This window comes from Roseovarius sp., from assembly GCF_040219995.1.
In the GTDB taxonomy this organism is placed as follows: Bacteria; Pseudomonadota; Alphaproteobacteria; order Rhodobacterales; family Rhodobacteraceae; genus Roseovarius.
The window spans coordinates 190327-208180 of record NZ_JAVJUC010000042.1 but is presented as its reverse complement, the minus strand read 5'-3'; the positions used below and the strand labels follow the sequence as shown (position 1 = coordinate 208180).

21 protein-coding genes are annotated in these 17854 nt (G+C 62.1%); 20 read left to right on the top strand and 1 reads right to left on the bottom strand.

The window, feature by feature from the left end; translation table 11 throughout:
• Nucleotides 1-2: 2 nt before the first annotated feature.
• The 7 genes from rpsN (at nucleotide 3) to RID11_RS18945 (ending at nucleotide 3164) form a co-directional block, all read left to right on the top strand.
• Nucleotides 3-308, top strand: coding sequence for a 30S ribosomal protein S14 (gene rpsN / locus RID11_RS18975; RefSeq protein WP_050663326.1), 306 nt, complete (start codon nucleotides 3-5; stop codon nucleotides 306-308).
• Between the two features lie 13 nt (nucleotides 309-321).
• A complete protein-coding gene (gene rpsH / locus RID11_RS18970; RefSeq protein ID WP_080457188.1) occupies nucleotides 322-714 on the top strand; it encodes a 30S ribosomal protein S8 in 393 nt (130 codons plus the stop codon).
• A 12-nt stretch (nucleotides 715-726) separates the two neighbouring features.
• A complete protein-coding gene (gene rplF, locus RID11_RS18965) occupies nucleotides 727-1260 on the top strand; it encodes a 50S ribosomal protein L6 (protein WP_350141844.1) in 534 nt (177 codons plus the stop codon).
• Nucleotides 1261-1271: 11 nt separating this feature from the next.
• Nucleotides 1272-1631 (top strand): 50S ribosomal protein L18, encoded by a 360-nt coding sequence (gene rplR, locus RID11_RS18960; RefSeq protein WP_050663323.1) that lies wholly within the window; start codon nucleotides 1272-1274, stop codon nucleotides 1629-1631.
• Between the two features lie 108 nt (nucleotides 1632-1739).
• Nucleotides 1740-2309 (top strand): 30S ribosomal protein S5, encoded by a 570-nt coding sequence (gene rpsE / locus RID11_RS18955; protein WP_350141843.1) that lies wholly within the window; start codon nucleotides 1740-1742, stop codon nucleotides 2307-2309.
• Between the two features lie 12 nt (nucleotides 2310-2321).
• A complete protein-coding gene (rpmD, locus tag RID11_RS18950) occupies nucleotides 2322-2510 on the top strand; it encodes a 50S ribosomal protein L30 (protein ID WP_050663321.1) in 189 nt (62 codons plus the stop codon).
• A gap of 216 nt (nucleotides 2511-2726) precedes the next feature.
• Nucleotides 2727-3164, top strand: coding sequence for a GFA family protein (locus RID11_RS18945; RefSeq protein ID WP_350141842.1), 438 nt, complete (start codon nucleotides 2727-2729; stop codon nucleotides 3162-3164).
• A 19-nt stretch (nucleotides 3165-3183) separates the two neighbouring features.
• On the opposite strand, the gene RID11_RS18940 is transcribed toward RID11_RS18945, so the two are convergent.
• The gene (locus tag RID11_RS18940; protein WP_350141841.1) at nucleotides 3184-3897 is read right to left on the bottom strand and encodes a vWA domain-containing protein; all 714 of its coding nucleotides are present in this window, start codon (nucleotides 3895-3897) and stop codon (nucleotides 3184-3186) included.
• Between the two features lie 258 nt (nucleotides 3898-4155).
• Between RID11_RS18940 and rplO the strand changes: the two genes are divergently transcribed.
• The 13 genes from rplO (at nucleotide 4156) to RID11_RS18875 (ending at nucleotide 17854) form a co-directional block, all read left to right on the top strand.
• Nucleotides 4156-4629, top strand: coding sequence for a 50S ribosomal protein L15 (gene rplO / locus RID11_RS18935; RefSeq protein ID WP_350141839.1), 474 nt, complete (start codon nucleotides 4156-4158; stop codon nucleotides 4627-4629).
• Between the two features lie 112 nt (nucleotides 4630-4741).
• Nucleotides 4742-6106, top strand: coding sequence for a preprotein translocase subunit SecY (gene secY, locus RID11_RS18930; protein ID WP_350141838.1), 1365 nt, complete (start codon nucleotides 4742-4744; stop codon nucleotides 6104-6106).
• Nucleotides 6103-6747, top strand: coding sequence for an adenylate kinase (locus RID11_RS18925; RefSeq protein WP_350141836.1), 645 nt, complete (start codon nucleotides 6103-6105; stop codon nucleotides 6745-6747). The genes secY and RID11_RS18925 overlap by 4 nt, the downstream gene beginning before the upstream one ends.
• Before the next feature lie 151 nt (nucleotides 6748-6898).
• The gene (locus RID11_RS18920) at nucleotides 6899-8101 is read left to right on the top strand and encodes a glycosyltransferase family 87 protein (protein WP_350141834.1); all 1203 of its coding nucleotides are present in this window, start codon (nucleotides 6899-6901) and stop codon (nucleotides 8099-8101) included.
• A 194-nt stretch (nucleotides 8102-8295) separates the two neighbouring features.
• Nucleotides 8296-8664, top strand: coding sequence for a 30S ribosomal protein S13 (rpsM, locus tag RID11_RS18915; RefSeq protein ID WP_350141833.1), 369 nt, complete (start codon nucleotides 8296-8298; stop codon nucleotides 8662-8664).
• 15 nt (nucleotides 8665-8679) lie between these two features.
• Complete coding sequence (gene rpsK, locus RID11_RS18910; RefSeq protein ID WP_037247420.1) at nucleotides 8680-9069, top strand: 30S ribosomal protein S11; 390 nt, start codon at nucleotides 8680-8682, stop codon at nucleotides 9067-9069.
• Between the two features lie 114 nt (nucleotides 9070-9183).
• Nucleotides 9184-10200: a DNA-directed RNA polymerase subunit alpha gene (locus tag RID11_RS18905; protein ID WP_074785798.1), complete on the top strand. Its 1017-nt coding sequence runs from the start codon at nucleotides 9184-9186 to the stop codon at nucleotides 10198-10200.
• Between the two features lie 150 nt (nucleotides 10201-10350).
• Entirely contained in the window at nucleotides 10351-10770 is a 420-nt protein-coding gene (gene rplQ / locus RID11_RS18900; protein ID WP_050663313.1) for a 50S ribosomal protein L17, read from the top strand.
• 164 nt (nucleotides 10771-10934) lie between these two features.
• Nucleotides 10935-12311 (top strand): trypsin-like peptidase domain-containing protein, encoded by a 1377-nt coding sequence (locus RID11_RS18895; protein WP_350141829.1) that lies wholly within the window; start codon nucleotides 10935-10937, stop codon nucleotides 12309-12311.
• Entirely contained in the window at nucleotides 12308-13618 is a 1311-nt protein-coding gene (locus tag RID11_RS18890; RefSeq protein WP_350141827.1) for a replication-associated recombination protein A, read from the top strand. The genes RID11_RS18895 and RID11_RS18890 overlap by 4 nt, the downstream gene beginning before the upstream one ends.
• A 213-nt stretch (nucleotides 13619-13831) precedes the next feature.
• The gene (locus RID11_RS18885; protein ID WP_350141826.1) at nucleotides 13832-15442 is read left to right on the top strand and encodes an ABC transporter substrate-binding protein; all 1611 of its coding nucleotides are present in this window, start codon (nucleotides 13832-13834) and stop codon (nucleotides 15440-15442) included.
• Between the two features lie 204 nt (nucleotides 15443-15646).
• Nucleotides 15647-16603, top strand: coding sequence for an ABC transporter permease (locus RID11_RS18880; protein WP_350141824.1), 957 nt, complete (start codon nucleotides 15647-15649; stop codon nucleotides 16601-16603).
• Between the two features lie 12 nt (nucleotides 16604-16615).
• The gene (locus RID11_RS18875) at nucleotides 16616-17854 is read left to right on the top strand and encodes an ABC transporter permease (RefSeq protein WP_350141822.1); all 1239 of its coding nucleotides are present in this window, start codon (nucleotides 16616-16618) and stop codon (nucleotides 17852-17854) included.

Sequence of the window (17854 nt, the reverse complement as noted above, 5' to 3'; positions counted from 1 at the left end):
TTATGGCTAAGAAAGCAATGATCGAGCGCGAGAAGAAGCGCCAGAAGCTGGTGGAGCGTTTCGCCAAGAAACGTGCCGCGCTGAAAGAGATCATCAGTGACGAAAGCAAGCCGATGGAAGAGCGGTTCCGCGCCTCCCTGAAGCTGGCACAATTGCCGCGCAACAGCTCGGCGACCCGGCTGCACAACCGCTGCCAGCTGACCGGTCGTCCGCATGCGTATTACCGCAAACTCAAGATTTCCCGTATCGCGCTGCGCGATCTGGGCTCTGCCGGGCAACTGCCTGGCGTTGTGAAATCGAGCTGGTGAGGAGGGCAGAGATATGAACGATCCTATCGGCGATATGCTCACCCGTATCCGCAACAGCCAGATGCGCGGTAAATCCACGGTTCTGACCCCGGCCTCGAAGATGCGCGTGCGCGTGCTCGACGTTCTGGCGGCAGAAGGGTACATCCGTGGCTATGAACAGATCACGGGCGAAAACGGTCACCCGGCGATCGAAATCAGCCTGAAGTATTTCGAGGGCACCCCTGTCATTCGCGAAATGAAGCGGGTCTCCAAGCCCGGTCGTCGCGTCTATATGGGCGTCAAGGACATTCCGCAGGTCCGTCAGGGCCTCGGCGTGTCGATTGTCTCCACCCCCAAGGGTGTGATGTCGGATGCAGCCGCGCGCGCAGCCAATGTTGGCGGCGAAGTGCTCTGCACGGTATTCTAAGGAGACCCGGACATGTCTCGTATCGGAAAACAACCCGTGGCTCTGCCCAATGGTGTCACCGCGACGCTGTCGGGCCAGACCATCGAAGTGAAGGGCCCGAAGGCAACCAAATCCTTCACGGCGACCGACGATGTGACCATCACCATCGAGGATGGCCAGATCACCGTCACGCCGCGCGGCAAATCCAAGCGCGCCCGCCAGCAATGGGGCATGACCCGCACGGTCATCTCCAACCTGGTGCACGGTGCCAATGAAACCTTCAAGAAAGAGCTGGAAATCCGCGGCGTCGGTTATCGCGCGCAGATGGCGGGCAACGTCCTCAAGCTGAACCTCGGTCTCAGCCATGACGTCGACTTCGCTGTTCCGGAAGGTGTGACTGTTACCGCGCCCAAGCCCACCGAACTGGTGGTCGAAGGCACGGACAAGCAGCTCGTCGGTCAGGTTGCGGCGAATATCCGCGACTGGCGGCGGCCCGAGCCCTACAAGGGCAAAGGGATCCGCTACAAGGACGAGTACATCTTCCAGAAGGAAGGCAAGAAGAAGTAAGGACGCGAGCTATGGCATACAGCAAAAGAAAACTGTTCCTCAAACGCCGCCTGCGCGTTCGGAACAAACTCCGCAAGGTCAATGCAGGGCGTCCGCGCCTGAGCGTTCACCGCTCCAACAAGAACATCAGCGTGCAGCTGATCGACGACGTCAACGGTGTGACGCTCGCCGCCGCCTCGACCCTCGAAAAGGATCTGGGACTGGTGGGCAAATGCAACCTCGAGGCCGCCACCAAGATCGGGGCCACGATTGCAGAACGCGCCAAGAAGGCGGGTGTCACCGAGGCCTATTTCGACCGGGGCGGGTTCCTGTTCCATGGTCGGGTCAAGGCCGTGGCCGATGCCGCGCGTGACGCCGGTCTGAAAATCTAAAGCGCAGGCGGCCCCCCTCGGGGCCGCCTCGATGATCCGGGAGCCTTGGCTCACCTGGATTGAGCATTATCAGGCACCCCGCCGTGCCGCATGGAAAGGACGACGAGAATGGCAAGAGATGACAACCGGGGGCGCGGGCGTGACCGCGACGAAACCCCTGAATTCGCCGATCGCCTGGTTGCGATCAACCGGGTTTCGAAAACCGTAAAAGGGGGCAAGCGCTTCGGCTTTGCCGCTCTGGTCGTTGTTGGCGACCAAAAAGGCCGTGTCGGCTTTGGCAAAGGTAAAGCCAAGGAAGTCCCCGAGGCGATCCGCAAGGCCACCGAAGCCGCCAAGCGCGCGATGATCCGCGTGCCGCTGCGCGAGGGCCGGACGCTGCACCACGACATGGAAGGTCGCCATGGCGCGGGCAAGGTCGTGATGCGCACCGCCCCGCAGGGTACCGGCATCATCGCCGGTGGTCCGATGCGCGCCGTGTTCGAAATGCTGGGCGTTCAGGACGTGGTCGCCAAGTCGAACGGGTCGCAGAACCCCTATAACATGATCCGCGCCACGCTGAACGGTCTCCAGAAAGAGACCAGCCCGCGCATGGTCGCACAGCGCCGTGGCAAGAAGGTCGCCGACATCCTGAAACGGGGTGACGAAGCGCCGGCTGCTGCCGATGCGGAAGAAGCGTAAGGAGACCGGAACATGGCAAAAACCATCGTCGTCAAGCAGATCGGCTCGCCGATCCGCCGCCCCGAAAAGCAGCGCCAGACCCTGATCGGTCTGGGCCTCAACAAGATGCACAAGACGCGCGAGTTGGAAGACACGCCCGCCGTGCGCGGCATGATCGCCAAGGTCTCGCATATGGTCGAGATCGTCGAGGAAAAGGGCTGAGCCCGTTTTCTTGAAAAGAAAACGGTCCGGAAACTTTTGAAGTTTCCGGCAGGTTTTGAAGAAATTCGCCCCGGTCAGAGATGATCGGGGCGATCTTCGTTACACTATCACGCGAGTCTTTTGTCTCTCTGCCGTGCGGGCAGGGGGCCGTGGTATTCTCTCTCTGCGCCGGGTGGCGGGCTGCCGCCGGGCGCGCAATCCTTGAGGGAGGACCCCATGTCACATAAATATTCCGGCGGTTGCGATCACATCCACACGCATGCCGATCACGACCCGATCGACAATCACACCTGTCACTGTTCCGTCTGCAAGGGCGTTACCGGGCAGGACACCACCCATGTCGTGTTCTTCAAGCATGGCGATGTGGCGGTGGATAACGAGGCCGGTCTGAAACGCCAGCCGTTCAACGCCAACAATCCCGACGGCCCGCTTGAGCTGTGCACCTGCGGGGAATGCGGCGCGCCGATCATGCTCGACGACAAGCAGAACCGCATCCGTGTCATCGTGCCCAACCTTATGGGCTATGACGGTCAGATTGCCCCGGCCCCCTATCACGCCTTCTACGATCCCGCGAGCGGCGTGCCGAAGCCGGATGACGGCCGCCCTGTCTACGAGGCGCTGCGCCCCGATTTCGAGTGGCCTGCGCCGTCGTAAGCATTGCTGCCCCGGCGGATCAGATCGGCAAACGCGGGCTGATCTGCCGGGGCGCTTCGCCCACCACCAGACATCCAAGCGTGACGCGGAGCGCGTCTGCCAATTCGTCCACCGTTTCGGTCGAGACGAACAGCCCGCCGGTCGCGTCGGCGAGGCATTTGGCCACCGTCTGGCCGTCATAGTCGCCGGCCTCGGGGCTGTTCCACGAGAACGGGTCATAGACCACGCGAAAGCCGATGACATGCACGGTAAGCCCCGGCGCGGTGTCGGCCAGATGCGCGCTGAGCGCGCAGGGCGTGCCGCCGCAGGTCTCGTTGCCATCGGTCACCAGCACGACGATGCCGTCCTCTCCCAGAACCTCGACCGCCGTGGCGACCGAGGCAGCGAGCGGGGTGAGGCCGCCGGGCGAGAGGGTGTCGATGCCCGCGATGACGGCGGGGCCGGCATCGGCACGGGGGGCAAAGCGCAGGTCGATCCCCGAGCAGGCATGCGCCCCGCCGGGGCCATAGGTCAGCAGGCCGACCCGGCGATAGGGGGCGATGTCGGGCATCGCCTCGCGCACCGCGCGGCGGGCATCGACGATTCGGGTGGGCGCGGTTGCGTCATGGCCCACCTCGTCCATCGAGCCCGAGCCGTCGAAGACCAGCATCGCATCGCGCGCGCAGCCCGTGGCGGCCTGTGGCGCGGGGCCGGGCAGGGTGGCGAAGGCGAGGGCAAGGCAAAGCGCGCGCATGGGATCTCCGGCTTGGGTGCCACCAGCGTAACGCGGGCCGGGCGCATGTCCAGAGGGGCGATGCCTTTCACCGTTTGGATCGGCCTGCGGCCTCGGCGTGATGTCGCCCTCCGGCTGGCTGAAAACTCGGCCCTTGATCCCGGGGCGGGCCGGGTCTATACGCCCACGGTGGCCTGAGGGCCCGACTCAACCTTTCACGCAAGCCGCGTTCGGCCGCTCCCGTCGCTGGGGGCCGCATCCGGCAAGGAGATAGCGACAATGAAACTGCATGAACTGCGCGACAATCCCGGCGCAACCAAGACCAAGAAACGCATCGGCCGCGGCCCCGGCTCGGGCATGGGCAAGATGGGTGGCCGTGGTATCAAGGGTCAGAAATCCCGCTCGGGTGTGGCCATCAAGGGCTATGAGGGCGGCCAGATGCCGCTCTATCAGCGCCTGCCCAAGCGCGGCTTCAACAAGCCGAACCGCAAATCCTTCGCGGTGGTGAACCTCGGCCTGATCCAGAAATTCATCGAAGCGGGCAAGATCGACGGCTCCGCCCAGATCACCGAGGATGTGCTCGTGGCCTCGGGCCTCGTGCGGCGCAAGCTCGATGGTGTGCGCGTTCTGGCGAAGGGCGACGTGACCACGAAACTCGACATCGCCGTGACTGGCGCCTCCAAGTCGGCCATCGACGCCGTCGAGAAAGCCGGGGGCACGCTTTCGGTCACAACAGCGCAGGCCGCTGAATAAGAGGTTGTGAGCGGGCCTGCGCCCGCTTACATAGTCCTCGAGTTTTCCTTTTGACGCCGCCTGAGCTGGAAAACAGCCCTAGGCGGCGTTGTCATATGAAAGAGACCCGCGAATGGTATCTGCAGCAGAGCAAATGGCGGCCAACACAAGCTGGTCCGCGCTTGGCAAGGCCACCGAGTTGCGCAAGCGCATCCTCTTCACGCTGGGGCTTTTGATCGTCTATCGGCTTGGCACCTTCATCCCGGTGCCGGGGATCGACGGCGCGGCACTCCGGGATTTCATGGACGGCGCTCAGGCGACGATCGGCGGCATGCTCAGCATGTTCACCGGTGGCGCGCTTGGCCGGATGGGCATCTTTGCCCTCGGTATCATGCCCTATATCTCGGCCTCGATCATCGTGCAGCTGTTGACGGCGATGGTACCGCAGCTACAGCAGCTCAAGAAAGAGGGCGAGCAGGGCCGCAAGAAGATCAACCAGTATACGCGCTATGGCACGGTCGGTCTCGCCACGCTGCAAAGCTATGGCCTCGCGGTCAGCCTGCAATCGGGTGACATGGTCACCAATCCCGGTCTTTTCTTCATCGCAAGCTGCATGATCACGCTGGTCGGCGGCACGATGTTCCTGATGTGGCTGGGCGAGCAGATCACCGCGCGCGGCGTCGGCAACGGCATCTCGCTGATCATCTTCGTGGGCATCATCGCCGAGATCCCGGCGGCACTGGCGCAGTTCTTTGCCTCGGGCCGCTCGGGTGCGATCAGCCCTGCGGTGATCGTGGGCGTGATGCTCATGGTGGTCGCGGTGATCGCCTTTGTGGTGTTCATGGAGCGCTCTCTGCGCAAGATCCATATCCAGTATCCCAAACGTCAGGTGGGGATGAAGGTCTATGACGGCGGCTCGTCGCACCTGCCGGTCAAGGTCAACCCGGCGGGCGTGATCCCGGCGATCTTTGCCTCGTCGCTCTTGTTGCTGCCCGCGACCATCGGGACGTTTTCGGGCAATCAGACCAATCCGGTCATGTCCACGATCATGGCCTATTTCGGACCCGGTCAGCCGCTCTACCTGCTGTTCTTCGCGGGCATGATCATCTTCTTCACCTATTTCTACACGTTCAACGTGGCCTTCAAGCCCGATGACGTGGCTGAGAACCTGAAGAACCAGAACGGGTTCATTCCCGGCGTGCGCCCCGGCAAACGGACCGAGGAATATATCGAATACGTGGTCAACCGCATCCTGGTGCTCGGGTCGATCTATCTGACGGCAGTCTGTCTTCTGCCCGAGGTGCTGCGCAACCAGTTTGCCATTCCGTTCTACTTTGGCGGCACGTCGGTGCTGATTGTGGTCTCGGTCACGATGGACACGATCCAGCAGGTTCAGAGCCACCTGCTTGCGCATCAATACGAAGGGCTGATCGAGAAATCGCAGCTCAGCGGCAAAGGTCGCAAGAAAGGCCGTCGCAAGGGAGGGGCACGTCGATGAACATCATACTTCTGGGGCCGCCGGGGGCGGGCAAGGGCACGCAGGCGCATTACCTGGTCGAGAGCCGCGACATGATCCAGCTCAGCACCGGCGACATGCTCCGCGAGGCCAAGGACAGCGGTTCGGAGATGGGCAAGATTGTGGCCGATGTGATGGCACGTGGTGATCTGGTCACCGACGATATCGTGATCGGTCTGATCCGCGAAAAACTCCAGGGCGACAAGCAGGGTGGGTTCATCTTTGACGGGTTCCCGCGCACGCTGGCACAGGCTGATGCGCTGGCCGACCTTCTGGAAGAGCAGGGTGAGACGCTGGATGCGGTGATCGAGCTGCGCGTCGACGACGAGGCCCTCGTGGAACGCATCACCGCGCGCTCGACCTGCGGCGGCTGCGGCGAAGTTTATAACGACATCACCAAGCCCTGGCCCGCGGACGGCAAATGCGCCAAATGCGGCAGCACCGATGTCAAGCGCCGCGCCGACGACAATGAGGACAGCCTGCGCAACCGGCTGATGGAATATTACAAGAAAACCTCGCCGCTGCTGGGCTATTACTATGCCAACGGTCAGCTTGCCTCGGTCGACGGCCTGGGCGAGATCGACGAGGTCAAGGCGGCGATTGCAGCGGCACTTGACGGCTGAGGCTTGACGACAAAGCGTGACCGCCAACCGATCTCGGGCGCGTTCGAAAACTTGTGGTCATCCGTGTCTTGCCGGAATAGGCTGTTCCAAAATCGGTTCGGCCTCGTGTCAGGACTTAGCGCTTGTCAGATGTTCAGTTCGCGGATTTCCAATGTTTCTTGTCACGCGCTACGCATTCCCGGTTTTGATTAGTGCGGTGTCGCTGACGCTGATCCTTGTCTATCTCGCCTCGACGACCGGTGGGTATGACTTTACCGGCCATGTGATCGGCCGGGACTTTCTCAACACACATTTGGGTGGAGTGCTCATTTCCGAAGGGCGATCCGAGGTTCTGTTTCAGCCCGATACCTATTGGTCGATCATAAAGCAGCTTCATGGTGCGGATTACGGTATTCACAACTGGTCATACCCTCCCCTGCTCTGGCCGCTCTCTCAATTTCTCGCGCTGTTTCCTTATTTCTGGGCCTACACACTCTGGACTGTGATGGGCGTGGCTCTCGTCTTTGTCGCAGTCAGGCTCCTGGGGCTGGGTTGGATATGGGGGATTTTCATCTGTCTTTCTCCTGCGGGGATGGTGAATATTCTTGCCGGCCAGAATGGGTTTGTGTTTTCCTCGTTATTGGTCATTGCGATGGTTCTGACCCATAGAAGCCGTAGCGTAAGCGCCGGTCTGACTTGGGCAATTCTGGCGATAAAGCCCCACCTTGGCATTTGCGTCATCCCGTTTCTCCTCGCCTCGGAGCGATACAAGACCATGGCCTTCGGGGCGCTTTTTCTGGTAACTGCAGTGACGGTTTCGATCTTTCTGTACGGTACGGGGGCATGGTGGCAATTCCTTACCGTGACCTCAAAGCAGCAGACGACTGTCGTCGAGACTTGGCAAGGCGCTTTGATGTGGATGATCCCAAGCGGTTTCATGCAGGGGCGGTTGCTGGGGCTGGCCATTGGGCAGGCCTACATACTCCACTTGATCCTGGCGCTTGTTGCAGCGGTCGTTCTCTGGCTCCGCTGGCCCTCCGGACGTTCAGATATCCGCCATCATATTCTCTGGTTGGTTCTCGGAACTCTTATCATTCTGCCTTACAGCTTCAACTACGACATGGTCATGTTTCATTTCGCACTGGCACTCTGGTATGATCGCAAAAACGAATTGCTTGGCGCATTCTCCATTCCCAATCTGAATATCATGTTCGCCCTGCTTTGGCTGCTGCCTTGGATAGGCAGTGTTCTTGCCGCCAGCCTGTCGCTTCAGGTGACCCCGTTGGTGTTGTTATTGATGCTCTTCGCAACACCGGCTCTGGGGCAAAGGGGTCATTCATCGTCAAAAACATTGTCTGGCGGTACCGGCAATTGATCGAGGGTTGACACGTTGGTGAAACACTCATAACCAGCCCTATCTCGCACACGAGATTGATTCTCGTCGGGTCGCCCCCGGCCTCGAATCGACAATCCGAATTCAGCTGCGGCCCGGAGCGAAAACCGCCTCGGGCTTACGTTGTGAAAAAAGGTTCTGGAGCTACGGAACCGCAACGAAAAAGGAAAAGACACTTGGCACGTATCGCCGGCGTTAATATCCCGACCTCCAAACGGGTCCCGATCGCCCTTACCTACATCACCGGAATCGGCCACTCTTCGGCCAAGGCCATCTGCGAAGCCGTGAACATCGACGCCTCGCGCCGCGTCAACGAGCTTTCGGATACCGAAGCTCTGGCCCTGCGCGAGTACATCGACGCGAATTACACCGTCGAAGGCGACCTGCGTCGTGAGACGCAGATGAACGTCAAGCGCCTGATGGATCTCGGCTGCTACCGTGGCCTGCGTCACCGCCGCAACCTGCCGGTTCGTGGTCAGCGCACCCATACCAACGCACGCACCCGCAAAGGCCCCGCAAAGGCCATTGCCGGCAAGAAGAAATAAGGGAGGGCTGACCAGATGGCACGCGATACCAAACGCACCAAGAAGAAGGTCTCCAAGAACATCGCCACCGGCGTTGCTCATGTGAACTCTTCCTTCAACAACACCAAGATCCTGATCTCCGACGTGCAGGGCAACGCGATTGCGTGGTCCTCTGCCGGGACCATGGGCTTCAAGGGCTCGCGCAAATCGACGCCCTATGCCGCGCAGATGGCCGCAGAAGATGCGGGCAAAAAGGCGCAGGAACATGGCATGCGCTCGCTTGAGGTCGAGGTTCAGGGGCCCGGGTCGGGCCGTGAATCGGCGCTGCGCGCGCTGGCGGCTGTCGGCTTTAACATCACGTCGATCCGTGACGTGACGCCGATCGCCCATAACGGCTGCCGCCCGCCGAAACGTCGCCGGGTCTGATCCGACATCTATCAAAGCGGGGCCGCGCACAGGTGCGGTCCCCTTTTCGTCATTTTACATCCTCGGGCGTTCTGGACCTTTGGACATGAGGACAGAACAGGAATGGAGGGACGCATGATCCACAAGAATTGGGCTGAACTGATCAAGCCGACACAGCTTGACGTGAAACCGGGCAATGACCCGCTGCGTCAGGCGGTTCTGGTCGCCGAACCGCTGGAGCGCGGCTTTGGTCTGACCCTCGGCAACGCGCTGCGCCGCGTGCTGTTGTCGTCGCTGCAAGGGGCGGCCATCACCGCCGTGCAGATCGACAACGTGCTGCACGAGTTTTCCTCGGTGCCGGGCGTGCGCGAGGATGTGACCGATATCGTTCTCAACCTCAAGGGCGTTGCCGTCCGCATGGAAGTCGAAGGGCCCAAGCGCCTGTCGATCAACGCGAAGGGCCCGGGTGCCGTGACCGCTGCCGACATTTCCGACAGCGCGGGCATCGAGGTGCTGAACAAGGATCACGTGATCTGCCATCTCGACGAAGGTGCGGACCTGTACATGGAACTGACGGTCAACACCGGCAAGGGCTATGTCTCGGCGGACAAGAACAAGCCCGAGGACGCGCCCATCGGCCTCATTCCGATCGACGCGATCTATTCTCCGATCACCCGCGTCAGCTATGATGTGCAGCCGACCCGTGAGGGCCAGGTGCTGGACTATGACAAGCTGACCATGAAGATCGAGACCGACGGCTCGATCACGCCGGATGACGCCGTGGCCTTCGCTGCGCGCATCCTGCAGGATCAACTGTCGATCTTCGTCAACTTCGACGAGCCGGAATCGGCGGGCCGTGAGGCCGAGGATGACGGGCTGGAATTCAACCCGCTCCTGCTCAAGAAAGTCGACGAGCTGGAACTCAGCGTGCGCTCGGCCAACTGCCTCAAGAACGACAATATCGTCTATATCGGCGATCTCATCCAGAAGACCGAAGCCGAGATGCTGCGCACCCCGAACTTCGGCCGCAAGTCGCTCAACGAGATCAAGGAAGTGCTCTCGGGCATGGGCCTGCACCTCGGCATGGATGTCGAGGACTGGCCGCCGGACGATATCGAGGACCTCGCCAAGAAATTCGAGGACGCCTTTTGAGATAAGGGAACGGAAACTTTGAAAGTTTCCGTTCCGATTTCTTTTCAAGAAATCGGTGCTCCCCGACGACCCGGGCAATCCCGCCCCAAGGAGAGCGGCTGACACGCATCAGACCGCCAGACAAAGCAAAAACGCTTAGGAGATAGAAAAATGCGTCACGCAAGAGGATACCGCCGCCTGAACCGCACCCACGAGCACCGCAAGGCGCTGTGGGCGAACATGGCCGGCTCGCTCATCGAACATGAGCAGATCAAGACCACCCTGCCCAAGGCCAAGGAACTGCGCCGGATCATCGAGAAGATGGTCACGCTCGGCAAGCGCGGTGACCTGCACGCACGCCGTCAGGCCGCCGCCCAGCTCAAGCAGGACATCCACGTTGCCAAGCTCTTCGACGTGCTCGGGCCCCGCTACAAGGACCGTCAGGGCGGGTATGTCCGCGTGCTCAAGGCCGGGTTCCGCTATGGTGACATGGCGCCGATGGCGATCATCGAATTCGTTGACCGTGACGTCGATGCCAAGGGTGCCGCAGACCGCGCCCGGGTTGCCGCCGAAGAGGCCGCAGAAGAATAAGCCACGCCAATTATTGGCCCGGCCCTGACCCCCGCCCTCACCGGCGGGGGTTTTGCGTCTGTGGGACCTGGGTATTTGGACCAAGAAGAAGCGCAGCGGGCTTGCATTGCTTCCGCGTGCCGCGCATATCTCGGGCGATCCGCCGACACATAAGGAGGCCGCTCTTGATCCGCATCCTGTCCTTCGTCCTGATCCTGCTCGCGGGACCGCTAACCGCCGAGATGCGCGTGCCGATGTCACAGGCCGAGATCCAGACCGGGTTTGTGCCGGTGGTGAAGCAGGCCGCCCCGGCGGTGGTCAACATCTACGCGAGCCGTATCGTCGAAGGCCGGCGCAGCCCGTTCCGCAACGATCCGTTCTTCGGGCGGTTCTTCAACGATTTCGGCGCATCGCGGCCGCGCGTGCAGAACTCGCTAGGCTCGGGCGTGGTGCTTGGCGCGGATGGCATCGTGGTGTCGAATTACCATGTGGTCGGCGAGGCGACGGATATCCGCGTGGTTCTCAATGACGGGCGCGAGTATGCCGCGCGCGTCCTGCTGGGCGATGAAGAGGCCGATCTTGCGGTGTTGCAGGTCGAGGACGCCCCCGACCTGCCCGCGCTGCGGCTGCGCGACAGCGACAGCGTGCAGGTCGGCGAGTTGGTGCTGGCCATTGGCAATCCGTTCGGCGTGGGCCAGACGGTGAGCAGTGGCATCGTGTCGGGGCTGGCGCGGTCGGGCACGGCGTCGGGCAATGCGCGGGGCTATTTCATCCAGACCGATGCGCCGATCAACCCGGGCAATTCAGGCGGTGCGCTGGTCGATGTTAACGGTGATCTGATCGGGATCAACACGGCCATCCTGTCGCGCTCGGGCGGATCGAACGGGATTGGCTTTGCCATCCCCTCGGCCTTGGTGGCGCAGTTCGTTGCGCAGGCGCGCGCCGGGCAGAGCGCCTTTGTCCGCCCCTGGGCCGGGCTGGGCGGGCAGCCGGTGACGCCCGACATGGCCGAGGGGCTGGGCCTGACCCGGCCCGAGGGAATCGTGATCTCTCAGGTGCATCCCGAGAGCAGCTTTGCCGGTCAGATAGAGCCGGGCGACGTGATCGCGGCGGTCGACGGGCAGCCGGTGAACAGCCCTGCGGAGATGGTGTTTCGCATGTCGCTTGCCGGGATCGGTGATACCGCGCGGATCACGCGGCAGCGCGATGGTGAGGCGGACGAGATCGACGTGCCGATGATCGCCGCCCCCGAAGTGCCGCCGCGCAACCCGACCCGGACGGGCGACCGCGCCGCGCTGCCAGAGATGGTGCTTTCGACGATCAATCCGGCGGTGATCGACGCTTACGGCCTGCCGCTGATGGCCGAGGGGGTGATCGTCGACGACCCCGGACCATACGGCGCGCGGGCGGGGCTGCGCCCCGGTGACATCCTGCGCGAGATCAACGGCATCGCCGTCAGTGACAGCGCCACGGCAGTCGAGGCGCTGGAGCGGGCCTCGCGCACGCTGAGCATCGAGGTGATGCGCAACGGGCGGCGCATGGCGCTGCGGTTGCGGTTGTGAGCGATCTTTTCGATACCGGCGACACGCCTGCACCCAAGGGGGCGCCGCGCCCGCTGGCGGACCGGCTGCGCCCGCGTGCCCTGTCGGAGGTGATCGGGCAGGATCAGGTGCTGGGGCCCGATGCGCCGCTTGGCGTGATGCTCGCGTCGGGCAGTCTGACCTCGTTGATTTTCTGGGGCCCGCCCGGTGTGGGCAAGACCACCATCGCGCGGCTGCTGGCGGATGAGACCGATCTGCATTTCGTGCAGATCAGCGCGATCTTTACCGGCGTCCCGGAATTGCGCAAGGTCTTCGAGGAGGCCAAGCACCGACGCGCGAACGGGCAGGGCACGCTTCTCTTCGTCGATGAGATCCACCGGTTCAACAAGGCGCAACAGGACGGGTTCCTGCCGCATATGGAGGATGGCACGATCCTTCTGGTGGGGGCCACGACGGAAAACCCGTCGTTTGAGTTGAACGCGGCGCTGCTCAGCCGGTCGCAGGTGCTGGTATTGACGCGGCTCGATCTGGCGGATCTCGAACGTCTGGCGCAGCGGGCCGAGAAGGATCTGGGCCGGGCCCTGCCGCTTGACGGTCCGGCGCGCGAGAGCCTTCTGGAAATGGCCGATGGCGACGGGCGCGCGCTGCTCAATCTGATCGAGCAGGTGGCGGCGTGGAAGACTGACGGGAAGCTGGGGCGCGAGGCGCTGGCCGCGCGGCTGATGAAGCGGGCGGCGAAATACGACAAGTCGGGCGATGAGCATTACAACCTCATCTCGGCGCTGCACAAATCGGTGCGCGGCTCTGATCCTGATGCCGCGCTCTACTGGCTGGCGCGGATGCTGACCGGGGGCGAGGACCCGCGCTATCTGGCGCGGCGCATCACCCGGATGGCGGTGGAGGATATCGGCCTTGCCGACCCGCAGGCGCAAACGGTCTGCCTGCATGCCTGGGAACTCTATGAACGTCTGGGCAGTCCCGAGGGCGAGTTGGCACTGGCGCAGGCGGTGACGTATCTCGCGCTCGCGCCGAAATCGAACGCGGGCTATGCCGCCTACAAGGCCGCGATGCGCGAAGCGAAGAAGACCGGGAGCGAGCCGCCGCCCAAGCATATCCTGAACGCGCCGACCAAGTTCATGCGCGACGAGGGCTATGGCGCGGGCTATGCCTATGACCACGATGCCGAGGACGCGTTTTCGGGGCAGAACTACTTTCCCGAGACGATGAAACGTCCGGTTCTCTATCAGCCGGTGGAGCGCGGATTCGAGCGCGAACTCAAAAAACGACTCGACTATTTTTCACGTCTGCGCGAGCGGCGTGGGGGGTAAAACCGGGTAGCTTCGGAAAAAGCTTCAGGATTACTGACCTTTAAAACTTGCGCGTTTTTCGGATTAGAGTCTGGAAAGCCGAGGGATTTCGTGTTTTGTTTTCAACATGTCGTATTTGAGCATCCTGACCGCGGGTCAGCAAAGGAAGCTTTCGGAGAGGGCCATGACAGGGGCCTCTCCAATGACAGATCAACAACAAAACAGGGAAGTCTCATGACAAAGAAAACCGACAAGGTCCTTATGGACAGGCTGGCAAATGCCGCGCGCACCGGCGATATCTCGCGCCGGTCGTTCATGCATTTCGCCGCTGCTGCGGGCATGACTGCCTCGGCCGCGACCGGCCTCTGGGGGACATCGGCCGCCGCACAGCCAAGCCGCGGTGGCACGTTCCGCTGGGGCGTGCATGACGGCAACAGCTCTGACACGCATGACCCGGGCACCTATGTGACCCGGCAGATGATCTTTTTGGCGCATACGCATCGCAGCTATCTGACGCTGATCGAGCCCGACAACTCGCTTGGCCCGGATCTGGCAACAAGCTGGGAAGCGACGCCGGATGCCAAGGAATGGACGTTCGAGCTCAATCCCGACGCGTCCTTCCACAGCGGCAAGCCGGTGACGGCGCAGGACGTGATCGACAGCCTCAACCACCATCGCGGTGATGCGTCCACCTCGGCGGCCAAGGCGCTGTTGACGGATGTGACCGATATCAAGGCCGATGGCGAGAATGCCGTTGTCATCACGCTGGCGCGCGGCAATGCCGATCTGCCATGGCTGATGACTGACTATCACTTTGCCATCTGCCCGTCGAACGGCGATGGCTCGATCGACTGGAAATCCGGCGACGGCTCTGGCCCCTACAAGATCGAGTCGGGCGAGTTCGGCATTCAATGGGCGCTGAGTCGGCATGACGGCTGGCATCTGGACGGGGCCTATTTCGACGCGGTCGAGATGCTCATTCTCAACGACCCGAACGCGCGTCAGACAGCACTTGTGACGGGCGATGTGAACTGCGTCTCGCTGATCGAGCTCAAGACGCTGGCGCTGCTGGAGCGTAACCCCGACATCAAGGTCGACAACATCCCGTCGGGTGGCGCGATCACGATGCCGATGCATTGCGACACGGCGCCGTTTGATGACGTCAACGTGCGCAACGCGCTGAAACTCGCGATGAACCGCGACGAGATCATCGAGAAGATCTCGTTCGGGGCGGCGACCAAGGGCAACGACTTCCATCTCTCGCCGGTGCAGCCCTATTGGCCCGACGATATCCCGCAGCGTGAATATGATCCGGACGAGGCGAAATCGCTGCTCAAGAAGGCCGGGCAGGAGGGCCTTACGGTCAATCTTTCGGTCGCGGACAGCGTCTATACCGGTGCCGTGGACATGTGCGTGCTTTATGCCGAACAGGCCAAGGCGGCGGGCATCAACATCAAGGTCGTGCGCGAGCCGAACGATGGCTACTATTCGGACGTGTGGCTGAAAAAGCCGTTCTCGGCCGTGTCCTGGGGCGCGCGCCCGACGCCGGACGTGATGTTCACGCTGGCCTACAAGGACGACGCCGCCTGGAACGAGAGCCGTTGGCAGAATGAGCGCTTCAACGAGCTGCTGCTTCAGGCCAAGGGCGAACTCGATCAGGATCTGCGCGCCGAGATGTATCGCGAGATGTGCATGCTGATGCGCAACGATGGCGGTACGATCATCCCGTTCTTCAACAACTGGGTCTATGCCCGTGGCAAGGGTGTGGAGCGGGGCGAGGATGTCGCGGCAAGCTGGAGCTGTGACGGTGCGCGCGCCGCGAGCCGCTGGTGGTTCTCGTCCTGACGCCCTGATCCGGCCCGGTCCCCGAAACGGGGGCCGGGTCTTTCACTGCCGGTGGCGGGTCTGTCCTGCCTCCGGTTTCGCCAATCCGGTCGCACCCGCAAACACCAAAAAACAAAGCGCGACCGCAGACACAGAACACTGTGCGCCTGAGCCGAAAACGGCCCGCCGGAACAAGGCGGCAGGCAGAAACAGCAGGAGGGAAAGATGGGGGACATCCTAGGGCTCGTTGCGAAACGGCTCGGTCTCGGACTGATCATCCTATTGGTCATATCCGTCATCATATTTTTCATGGTCGAGCTTTTGCCCGGTGACATCGCCGAGGCGGTGCTGGGGCAGGGCGCGACGCCCGAAAACCTGGCCGCGCTGCGCCGCGAGATGGGCCTCGATCAACCGGCCATCGTGCGCTACCTGGATTGGCTCTCGGGCGCGGTGATGCTCGATTTCGGCAATTCCATCGTGACCGGCACAAGCGTGTCCGAGACGATCAGCGAGCGCTTTGCCAATACGCTGTTCCTCGCGACCTACGCGGCAGCCATCGCGGTGCCGATCTCGATCATTCTGGGGATCATTGTGGCGCTGCTGCGCAACTCGATCTTCGACCGGGTGGCCAACGTTGCCACGCTCACCTCGATCTCGAGCCCGGAATTCTTTCTGGGCTATATCCTGATCCTCTATCTTGCGGTCAAAACGAGCATGTTCCCGGCGATTGCCAGCCTGAGTTCGGACATGGATTTCGGCGATCTGCTCTATCGCACCTTCCTGCCGGCGCTGACGCTGGTGCTGGTGGTGACGGCGCATATGATGCGCATGACACGTGCGGCGATCATCAACCTTCTGGCCTCGCCCTATATCGAGATGGCGCGGCTCAAGGGCACACCGCCCTGGAAGGTGATCGTCAAGCACGCCCTGCCCAATGCCTGGGCCCCGATCATCAACGTGGTGGCGCTGAACCTTGCCTATCTCATCACCGGCGTGGTGCTGGTGGAGGTGGTGTTCGTCTACCCCGGCATCGGACAGGCCCTCGTGGACGCGGTCAGCAAACGCGACTTCCCGGTGGTTCAGGCCTGCTGCCTGATCTTCGCGGCGACCTTCATCCTGCTCAATCTTGCGGCGGATGTGGGCGCGATCCTGACCAACCCGCGCCTGCGGCATCCGAAATAAGGGGGCAGAGACATGAGTGTTTTCGTCATTATCTACTATACTCTGCTACTCGGCGCGTCCTGCCTTGCGGCTTACTTCAACAAGCGGTCGGCGTTCCTGCTGCTGTTCTCGCTGACGCTTGTGTCCTTCGTTCTGGGCATTGTCGGCGGGCCGGGGGCGTTGCGTGGCGTCGCCATTGCGGCGGGGCTTCTGGCCTTGGCGGCGATGGTCTCCTACGCCTTCCGCGAGTTCCTGATCGCCATCACCTCGGTCAACATGGCCAAGGAGTTGCGCACGGCGCCGCTGACGGCGGCCTTTGGGATGTTCGTGATCTTCACCTATGCGATTGCAGGCATTTTCGCGCCGGTGATCGCGCCCTTTGGCGAGGCGGAAATCATTTCTTCGGCCTTTGCACCGGCGGATGAGAATATGCTTCTCGGGGCCGATCAGCTGGGCCGCGACATGTTCAGCCGGATCATCTATGGAGCGCGCAATACCGTGGCACTGGCGCTTGCCGGGACGGTGCTGGCCTTCCTTCTGGGCGCGCTTGCGGGTTTGCTGGCGGCGGTCAATGGCGGCTGGTTCGATCAGCTCATCGCCCGCACCTCGGACGTGATCATGTCGATCCCGTCGCTGATCTTCGCGCTCTTGATGCTGTCGATCTTTGGCGGCGAGTTGGCCAATGACACGACGAGTTTCTGGTTGCTGACCGGGTTCATGATGGTGACCGGACTACTGGTCGTGACGGCGGTGTTCGAGAACAACATCCTCGGCTGGGCCATCGGGCTGGCGGCACTGGTCGGGGTTTCGGTGGCCTTTGCCGGGTTCATGCTGATCATCTTCAACCCGTCCGAGATCATTCTCGTGCTGGTGGTCGCGGTGATCTACAGCCCGCGCGTCTTCCGCCTGACACGGGCGGTCGCGGGCAACGTGGTGGTGATGGACTATATCGAGGCGGCCAAGCTGCGCGGCGAGAAGACATGGTATCTGATCCGCCGGGAAATCCTGCCCAACTCCACCGCCCCGCTGGTGGCGGAATTCGGGCTGGAATTCTGCTTCGTATTCCTGCTGATCGCGGGCCTGTCGTTCCTCGGTCTGGGCATTCAGCCGCCGACGGCGGATTGGGGCTCGATGGTGCGCGAGAACGCGACGCTGGTCTCGTTCGGTGAGATCACCCCGCTTATCCCTGCGGCGGCCATCGCGCTTCTGACCGTCGCGGTCAACTTCGTGGTGGACTGGATGCTCTACCGCTCCTCTGGACTGAAGGTGTAA